This window comes from Chryseobacterium lactis (assembly GCF_003815875.1).
Taxonomy (GTDB): Bacteria; Bacteroidota; Bacteroidia; order Flavobacteriales; family Weeksellaceae; genus Chryseobacterium; species Chryseobacterium lactis.
This window is the reverse complement of record NZ_CP033924.1, coordinates 4,233,876-4,255,837: the sequence shown is the minus strand read 5'-3', so window position 1 is coordinate 4,255,837 and position 21,962 is coordinate 4,233,876. Positions and strand designations below refer to the sequence as shown.

Sequence of the window (21,962 nt, the reverse complement as noted above, 5' to 3'; positions counted from 1 at the left end):
TAGATCCCTTCTCAGGTTATTTTTATTTTGTCTATCTTTGTAGCTAATAAAATTATACAACTTCTAAATGGACTCGGACATAGTCAGGCTATTGCTGGCCTTATTTCTTGTTTTACTAAATGGCTTCTTCGTAGCCGCAGAATTTTCAATTGTTAAAGTTCGTTACTCACAAATTCAAATAAAAGCCGCAGAAGGTGATTCTATGGCAAAGCAGGCGGAACATATCATCAAACATCTCGATGAATATCTTTCTGCTACACAATTAGGAATTACATTAGCCTCTCTGGCCCTAGGTTGGGTAGGAGAAAGTGCTCTGCACCACATTGTTGAAAATATTTTCAACTCCCTCAATATGAATATGAGCCAGGCTACCATTACTTCGGTATCGCTGATCATTAGTTTCGTAGTAATTACCATTATGCATATCGTATTTGGTGAGCTTATTCCAAAGTCAATCGCAATCAGGAAATCTGAAGCGACTACAATGGCTACAGCAGTTCCGTTAAGGGTTTTTTACACGATTTTTAAACCGTTTATCTGGTTGATGAACTCAATGTCTAATGGTTTCTTAAGGCTTATTAAAATACATCCTGCCTCTGAACAGGAAATTCACTCCACAGAAGAGCTTCAGCTTTTGGTAAAACAAAGTGCAGATAGCGGTGAAATTGAAGAGGAAAACTACGAGATCATTAAAAACGCTTTTGATTTTACAGATCATTCTGCCAAGCAGATCATGGTTCCAAGACAAAATATTACTTCCATCGATTTTGAGGAAGATGTGAACGATATTATCAATAAAATTATGGATAGTGGTTATTCACGTATTCCTGTATATGTTGATTCTATCGACAATATCATCGGGATTTTTTATACCAAAGAAATCATCAGGGAATTTGTTAAAAGAAAAGGGGATTTGGATCATGAAGATCTTAAAGACCTGATGCGTGATGCTTTTTTCGTGGTAGAAAGCAAAAAAGTTTCGGACTTACTGAAAACATTCCAGTTGAAAAAACAGCATATAGCAGTTGTTATCGACGAATTTGGAGGAACAGAAGGAATTATAACGCTGGAAGATATCCTTGAAGAATTGGTAGGTGAAATTCAGGATGAAGAAGATGATGAAGAAAAGATTGTTGACAAAATAGCTGATAATACCTATTGGGTACAGGCTACACAGCCGTTGGATGAAATCAATGAATTCCTGCCTAAGAAATTACCGCTTTCTGAGGAAAGTGAATACAACTCATTAGCGGGATTCATTCTTTATGAACTGGAAGAGATTCCACAGGAGAATCAGGAGTTTGAGCTTGAAAATTATCATTTTAAAATTCTGAAAATGAATAATAAGAGTGTTGAACTTGTCGAGCTTATTTATCTGGAACCCAATCCTATAAATGATATGGCCGATAATATTGGTGAAGCGTAAAAGTTTAAAAAAAAAATGAATTTCTATAATACAATAAAAGATTACGAAAATCCGAAACGTCAGTATGAAGAGGAAGTTTTAGTTCTCGATGACACGGATGATGTTTATAAACTGGTATTGCACAATGATGATGTTCATACCTTTGATTATGTGATAGACAGCCTGATTGAAGTATGTAAGCACACACTGGAACAAGCCGAACAATGTACAATGCTTGTTCATTACAAAGGCAAATGTACCGTAAAAACCGGCTCAATAGATGTATTGAAGCCTATGCATGAAAAATTACTTTCGCGGGAATTAACAAGCGAAATTGTATAAATAAAAAACCGACAAATTATTTGTCGGTTTTTTTATTAAATTCAGAGGCGAAATAAGACTAATGAGCTTAAGTGACAAAGGATAAGCAATTCCTTGAAAATCTTTTAATTTTTTAATCCTGTAATCTTTTAATTTCTCAATATTCTTTCATTGTCATATTTTATCTAAAATAGTATATTTGTACCAACTATAAAGAAACAAAAAAGAATGCTTGTAATAGGAATTGCCGGTGGGACAGGATCCGGCAAAACTACAGTTGTTGATAAGATCCTTCAACAGCTTGATATTGAAGGAATGAATATCCTCTCTCAGGATAATTATTATCATGATAATCCAAATCTTACGCTTACAGAAAGAGAAGCGCTTAATTACGATCACCCGAAGTCTATAGATTTTGATTTGTTGATAAAACATGTTAAAGCTTTAAAAAATAATGAGCCGATCGAACAGCCGATTTACAGCTTTGTAACGCATTCAAGAACAGGAGATCATGTCACTGTAGAGCCTAAAAATGTATTGGTGGTAGAAGGAATTTTGGTTCTTACCAATAAAGAATTACTGAAAGAATTTGACCTGAAGGTTTTCGTTCATGCAGATTCTGATGAAAGATTAATCAGGAGGATCAGAAGAGATACTCAGGAAAGAGGAAGAGATCTGGGCGAAGTATTACACCGCTACCAGACGACTCTGAAACCAATGCACCAGGAATTCATCGAGCCATCTAAAAATGATGCCGATCTTATTATCCCAAATATGAAACAGAATTCCGTTGCGATTGATTTTTTAACTACTGTTATTAAAAACTCGTTGAGAAAACATTAAAAATGGAAGAAAACAAACTTATCAAAGACATTCAGCCGAAATCAGAAACATTCAAACTTATACAGAAATATGTTTTGAATAAATATACCATTACGATTTGTCTGTTTTTGGTATGGATGATTTTCTTCGACAAAACCTCATTTCTTGTGATCAATGAACTGAATGGTGAGATTCATAAGAATGAAGAGCAGCTCGCGTACTATAAAAAAGAATACGAAAAGAACGATGCTTTTTATAAAAAACTGATGAACAACAAATCAGAAAAGGAAAAATACGCAAGAGAGAATTATTTTATGAAAAAACCAAATGAAGAGATCTTCATTCTGGTGGTAGACAGCACGAAAGTCGCCAAAAAATAATAACATTGAATAGAATCCGTCAATATTGAATTTTGTTACCAGTTTTAAAACTTCAAGGGCAAGCAAAATTCACTATTGACCATTCACAAATACATAAAACTAATGTCATATCATACACTTCCAAACTGGGAAAGCTTAGTAAAAAAACAACTTAAGACAGAGGATATTTACCCTATTTTAGCAAAAGAAAATTTGGAGGGAATAGAGGTGAAACCTTTTTATACAGAAGTTCAAAAGCCTTTGGTAAACCTGCCAAGAGTTGAAGAAAGCACCCACCTGGTAGCCAGCTATCATGAAAGTCTGGAAGATGAAGTATTTGCATTTATGTTAGATCGTAATGTTGAGAATCTGGAGGAGAAAACCATTTTCGTTAATAATAAAGATCTTGCGGGTCATATAAGTCCAAAAGAAGAAGATCAGTATTTTTCACTGATCGATGTATTTAACGAAAAAGAAGGAAGCATTGATGATCAATTGGCAAAAGAACTCTTAGCAAAGGAGTTTAAAAGAAGCATCTGTCTTGATATTTCTCTACATCAGAATGCCGGTGCAGCTATTTATCAACAATTAGGTATTGCTCTGGCAAAAACGAAAGAGTTAGTAGAGCTATACGGTTCGGAAATTTTAAACCAATTGATTTTCAGGATCGCTGTAGGAGGAAATTATTTCTTCGAGATGGCTAAACTGAGAGCGTTTAAAATAGTTTTCAACCAGCTTTCCAAGGAGTATGGATTGGATGAAGTTCCTTACATTTTTGCAGAGACTTCTTTAAGAAATAAAGCGGTTGCTGATAACGAAAATAATCTGATCCGATCAACTCTTGAACTTGCTGCAGCAATGATTGGTGGTGCCGATGCAGTGTTCACAAATAATTACCTGGTAGGCAGAAGTACAGCCAACTCTGAAGAGATTTCTTTTAAGCAGCAAATTGTGTTGGCCTATGAAAGCATTATCAACGTGTTTGAAGATGCTTCCAACGGGAGTTACTATATTGAAGATATTACACAGCAAATTGCAGAAAAATCATGGGCTTTGTTTGTGGAGATCGAAGAAGCAGGAGGATATCTTGAGCTTCTGAAACAGGGCGTTGTTCAGAAAAAGATCTACGAACATGCGGTGAAAGAACAACAATGGATCGAAGAAGGTAAAATAAAGCTCATTGGAGTGAATCTATACCCCAAATTAGACGTTAAAAAGTCAATCGAAGACTTGTATAACGAAAATGAAATAAAAGCCGTACGCTGGGCTGAAATGTTTGAATAGAACGCTTTAAAATAACTAAGATCCTTCGGCTCCGCTCAGGATGACAATGTTAAAATATATTGCTTTAATTTTTCAAATTGTAAATTATGCATTTAGTATGAGCGCTGTCATGCTGAGCGAAGCCGAAGCATTTTTAAACTTACATGATCCATAATCAAAGAGAATCTGTGGTTAAATTACTAAACAAAGACGTTCAAAACTATATCAATGCAAATCTACATACCGATCTGCATTCGTTGTTATTAAAGAAATCCCCATTTTCAGAGGTTTCCATGCAGGAAATCGTACAGCAGATCAAAGGAAAACAGGTAGCAGAGAAAAAGTTCCCCTTCTTACTGAAAGAAGGCATTATTTTTCCACCACAGCTCAACCTGGAACAGGCATCATCCGAAAAAACGGCATTGTATAAATCTGAGATTTTAAAAGGACAAAAATTTATTGATCTTACCAGTGGCTTTGGAATTGACGCTTATTATTTATCCAAAAATTTTGGCGATGTTACTTTAGTAGAGCAAAATACGGAACTTTTAGAGGTTGTAGAGCATAATTGGGGCATATTGGGCAGAAAGGCAAGGTTCATCAATCAAAAGCTGGAAGATTTTTTGAATGAAAACCAGGAAACTTTTGATGTTATTTATCTTGATCCGGCCCGAAGAGATCAGAATAAGAATAAAGTATTTCTTTTAGAAGATCTATCACCCGATATCCTTGAAATACATAAAAAATTACTGTCTGTTTCCAACCAGGTTATCATCAAACTTTCCCCACTCATTGATCTCAAGTATCTTATTTCGGTTTTACCTTCTGTTTTCAGACTTGATATTATTGCTTTAAAAAATGAGGTGAAGGAAGTAGTTGTATTTTTATCCGATGCTAGCAAAAAAGGTATTATCTGTAACTGTGTAAACCTTGAAAGTGATGAGCCGGCCTTTAGTTTTACTTTTGGAGAAGAAGAAAATGCCCGGTCGGAGTATGGGGAACCTGAAAAATTCATTTATATTCCCAATAACTCCATTTTAAAAGCGGGTGTTTTTAATTTAATTTCAGAAAAATTCGGCTTAAAAAAGCTTCATCCCAATACCCATCTTTATACTTCATCAGAAAAGAAAGATAACTTTCCGGGAAGGATTTTTGAAATGGAAGTTGTTGATTCTAAAAGTATTAAAAAGAAAGGACAGTTTAATCTTATTTCAAAAAATTACCCCTTAAAGCCTGAAGAAATTAAAAAAAAATACGGATTGAAAGATGGCGGAAATGATTACCTTATTTTTACACAATCCAAAAAAGGAAAAATTATATTAAAATCAGTCTAAAAATGTTGCCGAAAAAAGCAGGATTTCTTACTTTTGGGCAATCAAAAATGTAAGCATGAAATCGCTCGTTGTTTGGATGATCAGAATAGATTACCATCATGCGATTCCACATAATCTTAAAAAAATAAATTTACATATGAAAAAATTAGTTATATGTTTAGCAATTGCAACTGTAGCTGTAAGCTGTAAAAAAGTATCAGCTGGAGGAAACAGAGGTACTTTGAAACTGGAGGAAGGAGTAGAAAGATATTCTGACGCTCCTCAGGGAGAAGCTCACGGACATGAAGCTGCTGCTACAGAACATAAAGAAGATGCTGCTGCAAAACCAGAAGCTCCTAAAACAGATAGTACTGCTGCTGCAAAGCCTGTTGAAACAGAAAAGGCTCCAAAAGCTGAACACTAATTAGTAGTATAAGATATACAATGCCCTGTTTTTCGCAGGGCATTTTTTATTAAAAAGATTATTACTCACCAAAAGGTAAAGAATAAAGTAAATTGCAGGAAAATTCTATGCTTTTGCTTGCTCCTGCGGAGCATTTTTTTTAATTTTAACAAAATAAATTTTTACAATGCAAGAGACATTAAATTACATTAACGAAAACAAACAGCGTTTCGTAGATGAATTATTTGAGTTATTGAGAATCCCGTCTATTTCTGCGGATCCGGCATATAAAGCTGATGTATTGAAGTGTGCAGATGTAGTAGCAGAATACCTTAAGAATGCAGGAGCGGATAATGTTGAAATATGTGAAACAAAAGGGTATCCTATCGTTTTTGGAGAGAAAATTATAGATAAAAACCTTCCTACAGTATTGGTATACGGACATTATGACGTTCAGCCGGCTGATCCATTGGATTTATGGAAAAAGCCTCCTTTTGAGCCTTATATTGAGAAAACAGAACTTCATCCGGAAGGAGCGATCTTCGCAAGAGGATCTGCTGATGACAAAGGACAGTTCTTTATGCACCTGAAAGCTTTTGAAGCGATGATGAGAACCAATACTCTTCCTTGCAACGTTAAATTTATCCTTGAAGGCGAAGAAGAAGTAGGATCTGTAAGTTTAGGAGACTTTGTTAATGAAAATAAAGAAAAGCTGGCTTGCGATTGTATTCTGATTTCTGATACTCATATTTATAGCAATGAGCAGCCAACTGTTACCACAGGGTTAAGAGGATTAAGCTATGTTGAAGTAGAAGTGGAAGGTCCAAACAGAGATTTACACTCAGGATTGTACGGAGGAGCGGTTCCAAACCCTATTCATGTGCTTTCAAGAATGATAGCCAACCTTATCGATGAAAACGGACATATCACTATCGATGGATTCTACGATAATGTAGAGGTGGTTTCAGATTCAGACAGAACTGAAATGAACAAGCTGAAAGATAATCCTGAAGAATATAAAAAATCAATCGGATTAAGCAATATCGAAGGTGAAAAAGGCTATACAACATTGGAAAGAGCTTCTATTCGTCCTACTTTAGATTGTAATGGTATTTGGGGCGGATATACCGGAGAAGGTGCTAAAACAGTGATTCCTTCAAAGGCTTTTGCTAAAATTTCAATGCGTCTGGTTCCTTATCAGACTCCTGAAGAAATTACAGAAAAATTCACAACCTATTTCAAGAAAATAGCACCCGATACCGTAAAGGTTAAAGTAACCCCTCACCACGGAGGAATGCCTTACGTTCTTCAAAGTGATACCAAAGAGTTTTTAGCTGCTAAACAAGCGATGGAAACAGCATTTGGGAAAGAAGTTTTACCATACCGAAGTGGTGGTAGTATTCCGATTACATCCATGTTTGAAAAGGTATTAGGAGCTAAGTCTGTATTGATGGGCTTTGGATTGGATTCTGATGCCATCCACTCACCAAACGAACATTATGGATTGTTCAATTTCTACAAGGGAATTGAGAGCATCCCATTGTTCTTTGAGAATTATGCAAAATAATCCTTGATATTATATAAAAATAAACCCATTAATAAAGCGTTTCGGTATCGGAACGCTTTATTATTTTTATGACGTTTATATCTAATACTTAAAAATATTTCCCTTTTTTAAGTATTTATTAGGTTTTTTTGGTTGTTTTATGATTTTTATTTGATTGAAGTTTGTTTTTTATTGTGATGTGTTTATTTTGGAGGCTTAAATTAAACACAATAAAATTTTAATCTTATGAAGAAAACATTATTTTCGACGCTACTGCTGAGCGCAGCATTACAGTTTAATGCGCAAACCACTATTTTTGAAGAAACATTTGATAGTACACCAGATTATAGCTTACCTTCCGGCTGGAATAATAATAGCCTTAATGATACTCTTTGGAAGTGGTATTGTCAACCTGGATCATTGGGAACTAATGCTATGGGGTTCTCAGGAAAAATAGCTAGTGTGGGAAAATATAATACCACTGACGATCAAAGCTTGGTAACTCCTGTGATAACTCTTTCATCAGGAAATTCATACTTGCTGACATTCCTGATTGGTGCATTAGGAGCTGAGCAACGTTATGCTGTTTATGTATTGCCAGCTGGAAATACATTTACCGGTTCAGAAACACCGGTTTTCGAAGAAACAATTTCACAGGAAAGAATTGCTTTATCTCAAAGTATTGATCTATCAGAATATGCTGGACAAGATATTAAGGTTTATTTTAGGACTTTTGGTCTTAATCGTGTTAATTCATCTGCTGGCTACTATCTTGATAATGTAAGGATTACTCAGCAACCTCAGCTGGCCACTTCAGAAGTATTCTTGAAATCTTCCGGTGTAGGGGTTTATCCTAATCCAACAGCAGATTATGTTTACTTAAAATCACCATCAAAAATTACCAAAGCAGAAGTATTTGATAGTTCAGGCAGAAAAATGAATACATCATTAAATGATAATAAAATTGATATACGAAATCTTCTACCAGGAGCCTATGTAGTCAAGATGACAACTGATAGGGGAAGTTATTCTCAAAAGGTGATTAAAAAATAAAACAATTTTCAATACTATTAGAAACGCTTCATCAGAAGCGTTTTTTTATGCTTTGGCTTCCCTAAAGCAATGATATTTTGATCAATAAAAAATCAAGTTCATTGAGAATAAATATCTTATTTTTATTTATTGATAAATTATTTCACTATTCAAGGAAAGTTTATAATTTTAAGCAAAACTTGAAATTACTATGAAAAAATTCTATCTAATCGCATTTTCTTTGCTTTCTGTGTATTCTATGGCACAAGAAGCCATTTCTTTTGAGAACGATGAAGGTTTCACAATGGGTGACATTAATGGCCAGGGAGCCTGGATCAGTACTCCAACTGGGGGTATCCCTGCTAATGTAACCCATCAGGTTATTAGCGCAGACTATTCCACGGCTGGAAGTAACTCTCTGAAAATAGTTAAAGAACCCACTTATGGAACTCAGTCTGATCCTATTATCGGAGGCTTTTATAACCTTTCGAATCCGCTTTCTTATACCAATTTTTCAGTTTCATTTGATATCAATATTTCTCAACTTGATGGTTCTGTTTTTGGTTTTCAGGGAATGGATAGTGTAGGAGAGCAATTTGTCGCTCGGGTAGACTTTGATAATACGGGAGAGATCAAAGTGTTAAATACAGTGTCAGGTGTCCAGACTCTGGTTGCTATTCCGGCAATATGGTCGCCGAATATCTGGTATCGACTGAAAGTAGTTGGAACCGCTACAGAGGTCAGATATTATCTTAATGATCTTCTGATCTATACCGGTACTACCACTATTCCAATTAATATTGATCAGCTCCGTTTTGTACATAATAATGCATCAGGCGTAGCCTTTATTGATAATATTAAAGTAAATGGCGAGCTGGTATTGGCAGTTAAAGAAGGTAAGAGCAAAAACAAAATCCTGCAAGTTTATCCTAATCCGGCCTCAGATATTTTAAATATTGTAGCAACTTCAGAGATCAAACATGTGTCTGTCACTGATATTTCAGGTAAAATGATCAATGTAAGATTAGAAGGTAATAAGATTGATGTAAAAAGTCTTCCTACCGGAAATTATATCTTGAATGTTGAAACAAAAGAAGGAAAATCAGCGCAGAGATTTATCAAAAAATAAAATAAATGATTTATCATTAAACAGAACGCTCCCGATTGGAGCGTTTTTTTATTTTAAGCTATTGTAAGTTAAAAATATTCTACATATTTTTATAATTCAAGAAAAAAATTAATAACATGAAAAAATTAACGACAGTTTTATTCGCACTTTTGTGTGCAAATTCTTTATTTTCTCAACAATGGGATGGCAATAATGATACTTCCGGTAATATTTCCAGGGTTGGAAATGTGAGTGTTGGTACAGCAGATTCTTATGATAAACTTACTGTATTCGAAAATTTACGAATGGTAAATGGCAAAATTAATTTCGGATATCATTTGCCTAACAGAGGAAGTTATTTAGATACCTTTTTTGCTATTGAACATATTCCGTTTGCTGGTTTAGCTGGCGGAGATGGTCTTTATATACATCCTGCTCATAACTATTTTAATTTAGACGGAACTGTTCCAGATCAAAGTAAGGCGTTCTATGTGTCTTCTTCTTCCCGAATCGGAATGGGAACCAATGCAGTGAATTGTGTTACTTGTGACGGGTATCGTCTTTTTGTAAAAGATGGAATCAAAACTGAAAAAGTAAAAGTTGAAGTGGCTGCGAGTAACGGCTGGGCAGATTATGTCTTTGCAAAAGATTACCAACTGATGCCTTTACAGGATCTGAAGTCTTTTATCAATAATAATGGTCACTTGCCGGAAGTTCCAACGACCGAAGAAGCCATCAAAAACGGTATCGAATTAAAAGAAATGAATATTCTTTTGCTGAAAAAAATAGAAGAACTTACCCTGTATACTTTACAACAGCAGGAGAAAATGGAAGAACAGTCAAAAAGGATTGAAAAGCTGGAAAACAGTACAAAACTCAACGTAAAATAAGAATAGATATGAGAAAAATATGTTTAACAGCCCTGTTAAGCTTTCCTTTGCTCTTATTTTCACAAGGTGAAAACAATCACTGGTATTTTGGAAACAATGCGGCAGTTAAGTTTGCCTCACCCACAACTCCAACTGTTTTGACGGATAGTAATATGAGTGCCGACTGGAACGCAGTGGGAAGTGTAAGTGATAGTAATGGAAAATTGTTGTTTTATACGAATGGAAAATCAGTATGGAACAGACAGCATCAACTGATGAGCGGAACTATTCTAAGCGGAGGGACACAAGCCGGGATGCAGCTTGCTATTTTGAAACATCCTTCTAATCCGGCCTTGTATTATGTTTTTGATCCTGTACCTTTCATTTATGCAGGAGGATCATATTCACCGGGAATCAGCAATTATTCTATCATCGATATGTCCGCCGGAGCTTTAGGAACAGATGGGAATCCTTTGGGAGAATTTCTTCCCAATAATATTTCTATTCCTCTTACTGGGCCTGATGAAAGATCATTTTCCGCGTTGAATGTCGGGGTGGTACAGCATGCTGATAAAAAATCATTCTGGGTATTGATTCCGAGTAAAGAGAAGATGTACAGTTATTTAGTCGGAAATCAGGGGATTGTAAATTATCCGGTGATCAGTGATATGCCATTTCCAATTACCAATTTCAGCTATACTTCCGGGAGTGCTTATATGAAGGTTTCTCCTATATTAAATAATAATCCGAATTTTTCAAACTTTGTATATCTTTCCTATTGGGGAGCCGGAGTTCCGGATTGGCAAAAAACAAGAGTTTTATCTTTTGATAATGCTACCGGTAAAATTACTCCCAATTATGTTTTAGACATTGATTTCGATCCTCAGTCTAGTTCGTCGGCAGAGTTTAACAAAGACGGATCAATCATGTATGTTGCCAACAATTCAAACAGCAGTACATACGCGCTTGATATGACAAGTACAGCCAATCCGGTTCCGAACTATCTTCTTCCGGTGAATAGCAGCAGTCCTGCACTTGAAGCAGAAGATATTCAGAGAAATAAATACGGAGATATCTACATCGGATACGGGACCAATACAGACTATCTTGCAAAAATTATAAATCCGAATGTTTTCAACGGAGCGAATGTAGATGTTAACAACTTATATTTGCAAGGAAGATCTACATCCCATGTTTTACCAAAGCTGAATCAGATTTATGAAAGTAATTCGGCTCAATGTTTACAGGATATTACCTTGAATTCTCAGGAGCTTAATGCCGCATATACCTATCAGGCAAGCAATACGATCAAGACGGAAATTGCTTATTCTATTGATGCAGGAAAGGATATTACTATGAAGGCGGGGCAAAGTATTACATTACTACCTGATACGAGTATTAATGGGAAATATTATGCAACTATCGAAGATTGTCCGTCATCTGTGATGAAAATGATGAAAAAAGAAAGGAACCAAAATGTTAGGGTAAGTTTAGATTTGCGTACCAAGAAAGAAGTTGCATCTTCTAAAGTTTCTATATATCCTAATCCTGTTTCGGATGTTTTACAGATCAGAGCTTCTTCAGATATTAAAAATATTTCTGTCACTGATATTTCAGGTAAAATGATTAATGTTAAATTAGATGGTGATAAGGTCGATGTAAGAAATTTACCTTCAGGGAATTATATTCTTACCATTGAAACAAAAGAAGGTAAAACGACCAATAAATTCATTAAAAAATAAAAACTTCATATAATCTGTTATTATTGAAATGCTCCAATTGGAGCATTTTTCTGTTAAATTAAGAACTTGAAAATGTGAAAAATAATCTTGATTGGTTGAATTAAACCTTTTTTGAACTGTAAAAAAATAGTTAAATAGAAGTTTTTATTGGAATATATATAGTGTAATTGAATTTTTTTATCTTTTTTGATTGCTTTTTGCATTATTAGTGCTCGAAATTTTGAATTAGGAATAAAGGGTTTTACCTTTCTTAAAACAAATTGAAAAAACATATTTATTATGAAGAAAATTTTACTTTCGAGTGCTTTTCTAGCAGCATGCTCATTAAATGCACAAACGACCATCTTTGAAGATAGTTTTGAGAACTACACAGATTTTGCTTATACAACAGGAACTGTTGGAAACTGGACATTAAGAGATTTAGATGGAAAAATCTCATATACTATAGAAAATTCCACTTTTCCAAATCAACGAATTCCTAAAGCGTTCATTGTTTTTAATAGAGGAGGAATTGTTCCTGCAACTCTTGCTGATCAGACTGCTGCCCGAACAGGAAATAAAGCGATGGCATGTTTTAACGTCAGTTATCCAGCACCTTTGGTCAATAACGACTGGTTAATTAGTCCCCAAATAACTTTAGGGTCAGCCGGAAATACTCTGAGTTTTTGGGTTAAACCCATTCATGCTGATTACGGATTGGAAAAATTCAATGTCTACGTTTCAACAACAGATACACAAACAACAAGCTTTACTAAAATTAATACAAATCCAATAGTAACACCGGCAGTTGTACAATGGGCTGAACAAACTTTTAATTTAGATGCTTATGCCGGGCAGAATGTATATATTGCAATACAATGTGTTTCAGAGGACCAGTTTGCCCTATTCGTAGATGACTTTAAAGTAACTACAACAGGTACTTTGGCGACTTCTGAAGTATCTAAGTCCTCTTCTTCGATTTTTGTTTTTCCTAATCCGGTAGCTGATGTTCTTAATATCAGGTCTAGGGCAAAAGTTAACAATGTTGAAATTTTTGACAGAAGTGGAAGAAAAATTCCTGCTGATCTGAATAATGACAAAGTAAATGTAAAAAACCTTAGTCCAGGAAGCTATATCATCAATGTTGAAACCAAAGAAGGAAAGACAAGCAGTAAATTCATTAAAAAATAATCAGTTGAATTTTAGTATGTAATAGAAACGTCCCACGAGGGACGTTTTTTTGATAAAAATAAGGTTGAAATATAAAAAAACAACTGTCATTGGTTGAAGTTTCAAACCGATTAAACTTTAAAATTTCAACGGTTAAGTGCTTTATTGTTAAATGATTATAAGTTAAATTATTGGATGTGTCCCAATTGATTGAAATTTTTTAATATTTCCATTTTTCATTTGGAATCGCTTATAAAGGTTTTTATCTTTTCAAAACAAATTGAAAAATAAAATCTTATGAGAAAAAAACTATTTTTTGCAACCGCTTTAGTCATTGCATTTTCGACCTCCGCACAGGTATTGGAATCTGATAATTATAACTCTTATACCGTAGGGAATGTTACTAACTCTATGACTACGGTGGGACAAGGAGGGATGAGAGTATTGAGTGGAACAATTTCGGATTACAAAATTGTTGCAGGCAATGCCTCCCACGGCAACTATTTACAAGTGACCGGAGGAAGTGATGCGACCGATGCTTCAACTCGTTATGTTCTCAAGGATAATGGTTTACCATGGGCAACCAGAATTGCAGGTAATAATATAATAAAAGAGTCACTTGATATTTTTACCGGAACAGCAACAAATCAACATGTATCAGGAGTTTATATTCTAAATTCTGATTATGACGGGATTATTGGAATTTATTATGATTCTCAAAGCAGATCAATTATAGCAGGGGCACGGCTTAATAATAATGGTCAGCCAGGTTACTATATTTTTACTATTACAGCGGCTACGACTCAATATCCTGCAAACACCTGGATTAATGTAGGATGTATTTATAATAAAACTACCGGAGAAGTTATGTATAAGATTGGAAATGTAACTTATGGTCCTATGACTTTTACAGGACTTACGACAGTATCTGGGCTGGATCCTGCTTTTCATGTTGTACAAAATACATTTACTACTGGCAGTACTAATGCGGGACCTACAACTTTTGGTATTGATAATTATCGTGTTGAAGCATCTAATGATACAACATTGGGGACATCAGAAATTAAAGTTTCAAAAGCATCAATTATTGCTATTGGACCTAATCCCACAGCAGATTATCTGAACATTTTAACGGATTTAAAAATTAACAAAGCCGAGATCTTTGATATGAGTGGAAGAAAGATAGATCTACGTCTTGACGGAAATAAAATAGATGTAAAAAGCCTAAATCCGGGAAGTTACATTATCAATGTTGAAACAAAAGAGGGTAAGACAAGCAGTAAATTCATCAAAAAATAACCTGACAAATATTAGCATTGTCGAAACGCTTCAATTGGAGCGTTTTTGTTATTTTAGAGAATTAAATTTTGAGTTATGTCAGAAATGAAAACAGCTTATATCACAGGAGGAACTAAAGGGATAGGTTTCGGTATCGCGAAGGTGTTGCTGGAAAATGGTATTGCAGTAGCATTTTCGGGACGAAAAAGAGAAGATGTCATGAAGGCGGAAGAAGAACTCAGACAATATTCAGAAAACGTATTGGGAATTGTTTCTGACGTAAGAAGTCTGGAAAGCGAGCAGGAAGCCATACAATATAGTATCGGAAAATTCGGAAGACTGGATTTTGTAATTGCCAATGCCGGTTTAGGTATTTTTAAACCTGTAGACGAACTCACTGCCGAAGAATGGAATGATATGATAGAAACCAACCTTACAGGAGCGTTCTATACTTTAAAAGCTTCCGTAGAAGAATTAAAAAAGACTGAAGGCTATTATATTACAATTTCAAGCCTTGCCGGAGCCAATTTCTTTGAAAACGGAACAGGATACAATGCTTCAAAATTCGGCGTAGTAGGATTTACCCAGGCAGCGATGATTGATTTAAGAAAATATAATATCAAATCGACGGTCATTATGCCGGGATCGGTAGCAACTTACTTTAATGGAAATACTCCTTCAGAGAAAGACAGCTGGAAGATACAGCCCGAAGATATGGGAAATCTGATATTAGATATTTTAAAGATGAATCCAAGAGTTTTACCCAGTAAAATAGAGTTTCGAGCAACGCAGCCAGGCAAGTAAGTACATCTAATGTATTGAATAATAATTTACTAAGTATTATGCATGCATAATATATTTTTTATTTATATTAGCAAAAATTAATTCAAACAAAATCTCAGCATAAACTCTCGTGATTTTATGTCTGAAAGAGAAAAATAAAATAATACACATGAAACCGTAAGGTTACATATGACCAGATAAAAAATTAAGAACAACATATGAAAATATTAGTTTGCATTAGTAGTGTTCCGGATACTACTTCCAAAATTAACTTTACAGCAGATAAGTCTGCTTTCGACAAGAACGGAATTCAGTGGGTAATCAATCCTTTAGACGAATTCGCATTGACAAAAGCGGTTAAACTTCAGGAATCTCAGGGAGCTACAGTAACAGTAATCAACGTAGGGGATGCTGCTACTGAACCGGTAATCAGAAAAGCTTTAGCTATTGGTGCTAATGATGGAGTAAGAGTAAATTTAGATCCTAAGGATAGCTATTCTACAGCAAAAGAAATTGCTGCTGTAGCTCAAAACGGAGGATATGATCTTATCCTTTGCGGTAAAGAATCAATCGATTATAATGGAGGTTCTGTACCGGGAATGGTAGCTCAGTTATTAAACCAACCTTTCGTAAATGCATCTGTAGGTTTAGATGTAAACGGAAGTGAAGCAACTGCGGTAAGAGAAATTGAAGGAGGAAAAGAAACCATTTCTGTGAAGTTACCGGCAGTTATTGCAGGTCAGAAAGGATTGGTAGATGAGAAAGACCTTATCATCCCGAATATGAGAGGAATTATGTCTGCAAGAACAAAGCCTTTGCAAGTGGTAGAGCCTTCTTCTTCAGAAGTTAAAGTTCAGGGAGTATCTTATGACAGTGTTCCGCCAAGAGCAGCTGTGAAAATGGTTTCTCCTGACAATTTGGATGAATTGGTAAGATTACTTCACGAAGAAGCTAAAGTAATTTAATAAGAACCAATTAAAAAGTAAAAAGATTCAGGATAATATCTGTATAAATTAGGAATTATCTCATTTACATCATACATTCAGTAACCTTGAATCTTGAACATTAAACCTTAAACAACTTTAAAATGGCAGTATTCGTATACGCAGAAAATATAAACGGAGTTTACAAAAAAGCAGCTTTTGAGGCAGTTTCCTATGCTAAAGCTGTTGCAGACAAAGCTGGAGATACCGTTACGGCAATCTCTGTAAACCCTACTGATTCTTCAGATTTATTGTACAAATATGGAGCATCAAACGTTATCAATATCAAAGACGAAGGTCTTAAAAATTTCTCGGCAAAAGCATTTGCTCAGGCTGTAAATGAAGTGGCAGACGGAAACACTATCGTTTTTCCTCACACGACTGATGCTTCATCTATTGCTCCCATGTTGGCAGTGATGAAGAACTATTCTTTAATTACCAACGTTTTGGAAGCTCCTGAAAGCCTTTCTCCTTTCCAGGTGAAAAGAAGAGCTTTCTCAGGAAAAGGATTTATGCACGCAAAAGCTGAAGGAAACGGAGTAATTATTACTGTTTCTCAGAATGCTTTCGGAGTGAAAGAAAATGCAGTATCCGGTTCAGAAGAAGTTAAGAATCTTTCAGTAGCCAATGAAGACACTAAAGTGATCTCTCATGAGCAAAGTTCAGGTAAATTAGACCTTAAAGAAGCTGAAATCGTTGTTTCTGCAGGTAGAGGGATGAAAGGTCCTGAAAACTGGGGAATGATTGAAGATTTAGCTAATGTTTTAGGAGCTGCTACAGCATGTTCTAAGCCGGTTTCCGATATCGGATGGAGACCTCATACTGAGCACGTAGGACAAACAGGTAAAGCAATTTCACCTAATCTTTATATTGCAGTAGGTATTTCAGGAGCAATTCAGCACCTTGCCGGAGTAAACTCTTCAAAAACTATCGTAGTAATCAATAATGACGCTGAAGCACCTTTCTTCAAGTCTGCTGATTATGGAGTAGTAGGAGATGCTTTCCAGATTATCCCTGCATTAACAGAGAAAATCAAAGCATTAAAAGGATAAAAATTGAACGGTGAATCGTCAACTCGCCAGCTTTTTAATTTTTTTAAAATTAACCTGCGACGCAAAATTAACGACTAACCTGATCATAAATAACATCATAAAAGCTCGGCTTTCCGGGCTTTTATTTTTGTGTAAAAAAGTAAAATCACAACAAAAAATTAATCTATATTTGCAATTATGGATTATAAGCAGCTAATTATTCGCGGAATATCGTATAGCCAGACTCAATCAGGGGCATACGCATTGTTACTGGAGCATGAAGAGACACACATAAAATTACCTGTTGTTATAGGAAATTTCGAAGCTCAATCTATCTCTCTTGGATTGGAAAAAGATATCCATCCACCGCGTCCGCTTACTCATGACCTATTCACAAAATTTATAGTTTCTGCCAATTATGAATTGGTTTCTGTTATCATTTACCAAATTGTAGACGGCGTTTTCTTTTCAAATATCAACTTCAAAAATAAAGCTAACGAAGAGGAGCTTATCCTTGACGCAAGAACTTCTGATGCTGTTGCGATGGCCGTAAGATTTGATGCACCTATCTTTACCACACAGCAAGTTTTAAATGAAGCAGGAATTCTATTAGAACTCGAAGACGTTTCAAAAGAAGAACAAGGTTTTTCAGAAACGGTACAGTCGGAAGATAATCTGAAATCGCTTTCTATGGAAGAGCTTCAGAAATTACTGGATGACGCCGTTAAAGAAGAAGATTACGATACCGCCCTTGAAATTCAGGAAGAAATTAAGAGGCGTAAAAAGAAAATTGACTAAAAGAGATATTTTATATAAACTATGAATTTAAAATTACGACTGACCATCCTCAGTTTTCTCCAGTTTTTTGTCTGGGGAGCATGGCTGATTACGATGGCAAACTTCTGGTTTGGCACAAAACATTGGGAAGGAACACAGTTTGGAGCTGTTTTCGGAACCATGGGAATTGCTTCTATTTTTATGCCAACCATTACTGGAATTATCGCTGACCGTTGGATAAATGCCGAGCGAATCTTTTCAGTATTACATATCCTTTATGGAATTATTCTTTTCATATTGCCACATTCTGCAGATCCGAATTCCTTCTTTTCAGTGATGCTGGTTGCCATGTGTTTTTACATGCCGACGATTGCTTTGGCTAATTCAATTTCCTATACGATTTTGAAAAACAATAATTTTGATGTGGTAAAAGACTTCCCGCCGATTCGTGTATGGGGAACCATTGGTTTTATTGTAGCGATGTGGATTACCAATCTTAGTGGAAACAAAGCTACGGAAGGACAATTTTATATCGGAGGAGCCGTTGCCATATGTCTGGGAATATATGCACTTACTTTACCGAAATGTCCACCTCAAAAGTTAATTGATAAAAGTTCACCGTTATCAGAACAATTAGGCTTAAATGCATTCAAGCTTTTTGGAAACTATAAAATGGCATTGTTCTTTTTGTTTTCAATGCTTCTGGGAGCTGCACTTCAGCTTACCAATGCATATGGAGATGTTTTCTTAAGTGAATTTGCCCATTTCCCGAAATATGCAGACTCATTTGTAGTACAAAGATCTACCATTATTATGTCAATTTCTCAGGTTTCAGAAACCTTATTTATTTTGGCAATACCTTTTTTCCTGAAAAAATTCGGAATCAAAAAGGTAATGTTGATGTCTATGCTGGCATGGGTTTTAAGATTCGGATTCTTTGCTTACGGTGTTCCGGACGGATTCGGATTATCTCTGATCATCCTTTCCTGTATCGTTTACGGAATGGCTTTCGATTTCTTTAATATTTCAGGTTCTCTTTTCGTAGAAACAACCACAGATAGAAAGATCCGTTCATCAGCACAAGGGTTATTTATGATGATGACCAATGGTTTCGGAGCTGTTTTCGGAAGCTATATTGCTGGCTGGGCTATTGATAAATTCTTTACGCACAAGTTTACAACCGCATCAGACTTATCTACTTATTTAGATACTACTTCAGATAATCCTACTTTCCTGGAGATTTTAAAATCCAGTTTCAATACCGTAGTAAATTCTGATGGAACCCTTTCTTCAGTTGTTATGGTAAAAGATTGGCACCAGATATGGCTTTCTTTTGCAATCTACTCGTTAGTTCTTGCTATATTTTTTGCTGTACTATTCAGGCATAAACATAAGCCGGAAGATGTATCTTCAGTAAGCCACTAATTCAAACAATAATAATAGAATATAAAATTGCACTTTTAGTTAAAGTGCAATTTTTTTTGTTTAAAGTATTGTCAGTGTTGAGGTTGGCTTCCGGAAAATAAAAATGGGCTAGAAAACTAATTATAAGCAATGATTTTAATTTTAAATTAATCAATAGAGAATGTGTATTGTTAACAAATAATTAAAATTAATACTATTTTATTGTGACTAATGAGTGTTAGGTAGGAAAATATTGGTTTGAAAATCAGATGGTTTAAAACTGTGTTTTTTTTTGTATTTTGGCACTTTAGTAAATATGAAAAATATTCAATTATTAGGATTATTATTAGTGGTTATAGGTAGTTTTTTACCTCTCGTACACGTTCCTATTATCGGGAACTGGAACTACTGGAAACTGGATCACTATTTAGCTATTGCATGCTGGATTTTAGCAGCATTTGCCGTTTTTGGAATTGTAAATAACAATGCGAAGGTTGTAAAAACTTTTGGAGTTTTACTTATCCTTTTATTTGCTTTCACTTTAGTAGCTGTGAAAATGCAATCGTTGCAATATTTCAGCTTTTTACCTTTTAAATCCTGGAGAGAAACCTTTGCAGGAGTAGTTAAACTAAAGTGGGGCTGGATCATAGAATTTCTAGGAGCTTTTCTGATGATTTTTGCAGGAAGCAGTGAAAAAACCGATAAACGCACACAGATATAGATATGAATTTCTTGAAAATATTTTCAGCAGGAATATTGCTGCTAACGGCTTCACAAGCCCAAGCTCAGACTAAAGAACAGAAAAAACCGGATAATCCGGCCAAATGTGCCAATATCAAAGAAGGTAAGTTTTTACGAGCCAACTATCCGGAATCAATCTGGTATATGACCATTAAAGATAATATTCAGACTGAATATTTCAACAACGGAAAAGACTTTATAAAGTCGACGCTGGTTTTTGTGGATGATTGCAATTACAAAGCAATTGTTATGGAGAAATCTGATAAAAAAGATCCTGCTCAGGTAGGTGATGTTTTCAGCAATAAAGTAATGGAAACTCAGGATAATTTCCTGAAAATTCAAACTAAAATAGATAACGCACAGTTTGTCGTAATCTATGCGAAAGTAAAATAAATTTAAAATCAAAAATGGAACCTGGTTTCATTTCAGCTAAAAATAAAAATTAGATACATGAAAGAAGTATTCATTGTTTCCGCAGTAAGAACTCCTATGGGAAGTTTTATGGGAAGCTTGTCAACAGTTCCGGCTACCAAATTAGGGGCTGTTGCAGTAAAAGGAGCATTAGATAAGATTGGTCTTGACCCGAATAATGTTCAGGAAATTTATATGGGAAATGTCCTGCAGGCAGGAGAAGGACAAGCTCCGGCTCGTCAGGTAGCTTTAGGAGCAGGTCTTTCAAACAATACTCCATCTACTACCGTAAATAAAGTGTGTGCTTCAGGGATGAAGGCTGTAACAATGGCTGCACAGGCTATCAAAGCCGGAGATGCTGAAGTAATCGTTGCTGGAGGTATGGAGAATATGTCTTTAGTTCCTCACTATTATAATGCAAGAGTTGCTACAAAATTAGGGGATATCAAAATGCAGGACGGTATGGTTCTGGATGGCCTTACAGACGTGTACAACAAAGTGCATATGGGCGTGTGCGCCGAGAAATGTGCTGTTGATTATAACATTACAAGAGAAGATCAGGATAATTTCGCAATAGAATCTTACAAAAGATCAGCAAACGCCTGGAGTGAAGGGAGATTTAAAGAAGAAATAGTACCGGTTTCTATTCCTCAGAGAAAAGGAGATCCTGTAGTTTTTGCAGAAGATGAAGAATACAAAGCAGTAAACTTCGACAGAATCAGAACTCTTCCTACAGTTTTCAAAAAAGAAGAAGGTACGGTAACAGCAGCTAATGCTTCTACTTTAAATGATGGAGCTTCTGCTTTGATCCTTGTTTCCAAAGAAAAAATGGAAGAATTAGGATTAAAACCATTGGCAAAAATCGTTTCTTATGCTGATGCGGCACAAGAGCCTGAAAACTTTACAACAGCACCTGCGAAAGCATTACCAATTGCTCTTAAAAAAGCAGGTTTAGAAATTGCAGATATCGATTTCTTCGAGTTTAATGAAGCTTTCTCTGTAGTAGGATTAGCTAATAATAAAATTTTAGGATTAGATGCTTCCAAAGTAAATGTAAACGGAGGAGCAGTAGCATTAGGACACCCACTGGGAAGTTCAGGTTCAAGAATTATTGTTACACTGATCAATGTATTGAAGCAAAATAATGCAAAATACGGAGCTGCAGCAATCTGCAACGGTGGTGGAGGTGCCTCTGCAATCGTAATTGAAAATATGTAATATA

Annotated in this window: 22 protein-coding genes; all 22 read left to right on the top strand. The window is 35.4% G+C overall.

Annotated features, from left to right (window positions below; translation table 11 throughout):
* Positions 1–67 precede the first annotated feature (67 nt).
* Positions 68–1,426, top strand: a complete 1,359-nt coding sequence (locus EG342_RS18905; RefSeq protein ID WP_103292255.1) for a hemolysin family protein — start codon at positions 68–70, stop codon at positions 1,424–1,426.
* Positions 1,427–1,441: 15 nt separating this feature from the next.
* Positions 1,442–1,747 (top strand): ATP-dependent Clp protease adaptor ClpS, encoded by a 306-nt coding sequence (locus EG342_RS18900; RefSeq protein ID WP_103292256.1) that lies wholly within the window; start codon positions 1,442–1,444, stop codon positions 1,745–1,747.
* A 207-nt stretch (positions 1,748–1,954) separates the two neighbouring features.
* On the top strand, positions 1,955–2,569 hold the full coding sequence (udk, locus tag EG342_RS18895) for a uridine kinase (protein WP_103292257.1): 615 nt from the start codon (positions 1,955–1,957) through the stop codon (positions 2,567–2,569).
* 2 nt (positions 2,570–2,571) lie between these two features.
* Positions 2,572–2,928, top strand: coding sequence for an FtsB family cell division protein (locus tag EG342_RS18890; RefSeq protein ID WP_103292258.1), 357 nt, complete (start codon positions 2,572–2,574; stop codon positions 2,926–2,928).
* A gap of 102 nt (positions 2,929–3,030) precedes the next feature.
* Positions 3,031–4,191: a methylmalonyl-CoA mutase family protein gene (locus EG342_RS18885; protein WP_103292259.1), complete on the top strand. Its 1,161-nt coding sequence runs from the start codon at positions 3,031–3,033 to the stop codon at positions 4,189–4,191.
* A gap of 143 nt (positions 4,192–4,334) precedes the next feature.
* Positions 4,335–5,504 (top strand): class I SAM-dependent methyltransferase, encoded by a 1,170-nt coding sequence (locus tag EG342_RS18880; protein ID WP_103292260.1) that lies wholly within the window; start codon positions 4,335–4,337, stop codon positions 5,502–5,504.
* Positions 5,505–5,640: 136 nt separating this feature from the next.
* The gene (locus EG342_RS18875; RefSeq protein WP_103292658.1) at positions 5,641–5,907 is read left to right on the top strand and encodes a hypothetical protein; all 267 of its coding nucleotides are present in this window, start codon (positions 5,641–5,643) and stop codon (positions 5,905–5,907) included.
* A 166-nt stretch (positions 5,908–6,073) separates the two neighbouring features.
* Positions 6,074–7,453 (top strand): dipeptidase, encoded by a 1,380-nt coding sequence (locus tag EG342_RS18870; RefSeq protein WP_103292261.1) that lies wholly within the window; start codon positions 6,074–6,076, stop codon positions 7,451–7,453.
* Positions 7,454–7,678: 225 nt separating this feature from the next.
* Positions 7,679–8,485, top strand: coding sequence for a T9SS-dependent choice-of-anchor J family protein (locus EG342_RS18865; RefSeq protein WP_103292262.1), 807 nt, complete (start codon positions 7,679–7,681; stop codon positions 8,483–8,485).
* A 190-nt stretch (positions 8,486–8,675) separates the two neighbouring features.
* Positions 8,676–9,593 carry a T9SS type A sorting domain-containing protein gene (locus EG342_RS18860; protein ID WP_103292263.1) on the top strand — a complete coding sequence of 306 codons (918 nt, stop codon included), beginning with the start codon at positions 8,676–8,678 and terminating at the stop codon, positions 9,591–9,593.
* A gap of 116 nt (positions 9,594–9,709) precedes the next feature.
* On the top strand, positions 9,710–10,462 hold the full coding sequence (locus tag EG342_RS18855; RefSeq protein ID WP_103292264.1) for a hypothetical protein: 753 nt from the start codon (positions 9,710–9,712) through the stop codon (positions 10,460–10,462).
* Between the two features lie 8 nt (positions 10,463–10,470).
* Positions 10,471–12,183: a T9SS type A sorting domain-containing protein gene (locus EG342_RS18850; protein WP_103292265.1), complete on the top strand. Its 1,713-nt coding sequence runs from the start codon at positions 10,471–10,473 to the stop codon at positions 12,181–12,183.
* Positions 12,184–12,462: 279 nt separating this feature from the next.
* Positions 12,463–13,353 carry a T9SS-dependent choice-of-anchor J family protein gene (locus tag EG342_RS18845; protein WP_103292267.1) on the top strand — a complete coding sequence of 297 codons (891 nt, stop codon included), beginning with the start codon at positions 12,463–12,465 and terminating at the stop codon, positions 13,351–13,353.
* A gap of 276 nt (positions 13,354–13,629) precedes the next feature.
* Complete coding sequence (locus EG342_RS18840) at positions 13,630–14,631, top strand: T9SS type A sorting domain-containing protein (protein ID WP_103292268.1); 1,002 nt, start codon at positions 13,630–13,632, stop codon at positions 14,629–14,631.
* Positions 14,632–14,706: 75 nt separating this feature from the next.
* Positions 14,707–15,414: an SDR family oxidoreductase gene (locus EG342_RS18835; protein WP_103292269.1), complete on the top strand. Its 708-nt coding sequence runs from the start codon at positions 14,707–14,709 to the stop codon at positions 15,412–15,414.
* 197 nt (positions 15,415–15,611) lie between these two features.
* Positions 15,612–16,358 carry an electron transfer flavoprotein subunit beta/FixA family protein gene (locus tag EG342_RS18830; protein ID WP_103292270.1) on the top strand — a complete coding sequence of 249 codons (747 nt, stop codon included), beginning with the start codon at positions 15,612–15,614 and terminating at the stop codon, positions 16,356–16,358.
* 122 nt (positions 16,359–16,480) lie between these two features.
* Positions 16,481–17,428: an electron transfer flavoprotein subunit alpha/FixB family protein gene (locus tag EG342_RS18825; protein ID WP_103292271.1), complete on the top strand. Its 948-nt coding sequence runs from the start codon at positions 16,481–16,483 to the stop codon at positions 17,426–17,428.
* Between the two features lie 177 nt (positions 17,429–17,605).
* On the top strand, positions 17,606–18,205 hold the full coding sequence (locus EG342_RS18820; protein ID WP_103292272.1) for a bifunctional nuclease family protein: 600 nt from the start codon (positions 17,606–17,608) through the stop codon (positions 18,203–18,205).
* Positions 18,206–18,226: 21 nt separating this feature from the next.
* On the top strand, positions 18,227–19,609 hold the full coding sequence (locus EG342_RS18815) for a nucleoside permease (protein ID WP_103292273.1): 1,383 nt from the start codon (positions 18,227–18,229) through the stop codon (positions 19,607–19,609).
* 295 nt (positions 19,610–19,904) lie between these two features.
* The gene (locus tag EG342_RS18810) at positions 19,905–20,309 is read left to right on the top strand and encodes a hypothetical protein (protein WP_103292274.1); all 405 of its coding nucleotides are present in this window, start codon (positions 19,905–19,907) and stop codon (positions 20,307–20,309) included.
* 2 nt (positions 20,310–20,311) lie between these two features.
* On the top strand, positions 20,312–20,722 hold the full coding sequence (locus EG342_RS18805) for a hypothetical protein (RefSeq protein ID WP_103292275.1): 411 nt from the start codon (positions 20,312–20,314) through the stop codon (positions 20,720–20,722).
* Between the two features lie 57 nt (positions 20,723–20,779).
* On the top strand, positions 20,780–21,958 hold the full coding sequence (locus tag EG342_RS18800) for an acetyl-CoA C-acyltransferase (RefSeq protein WP_103292276.1): 1,179 nt from the start codon (positions 20,780–20,782) through the stop codon (positions 21,956–21,958).
* Positions 21,959–21,962 lie beyond the last annotated feature (4 nt).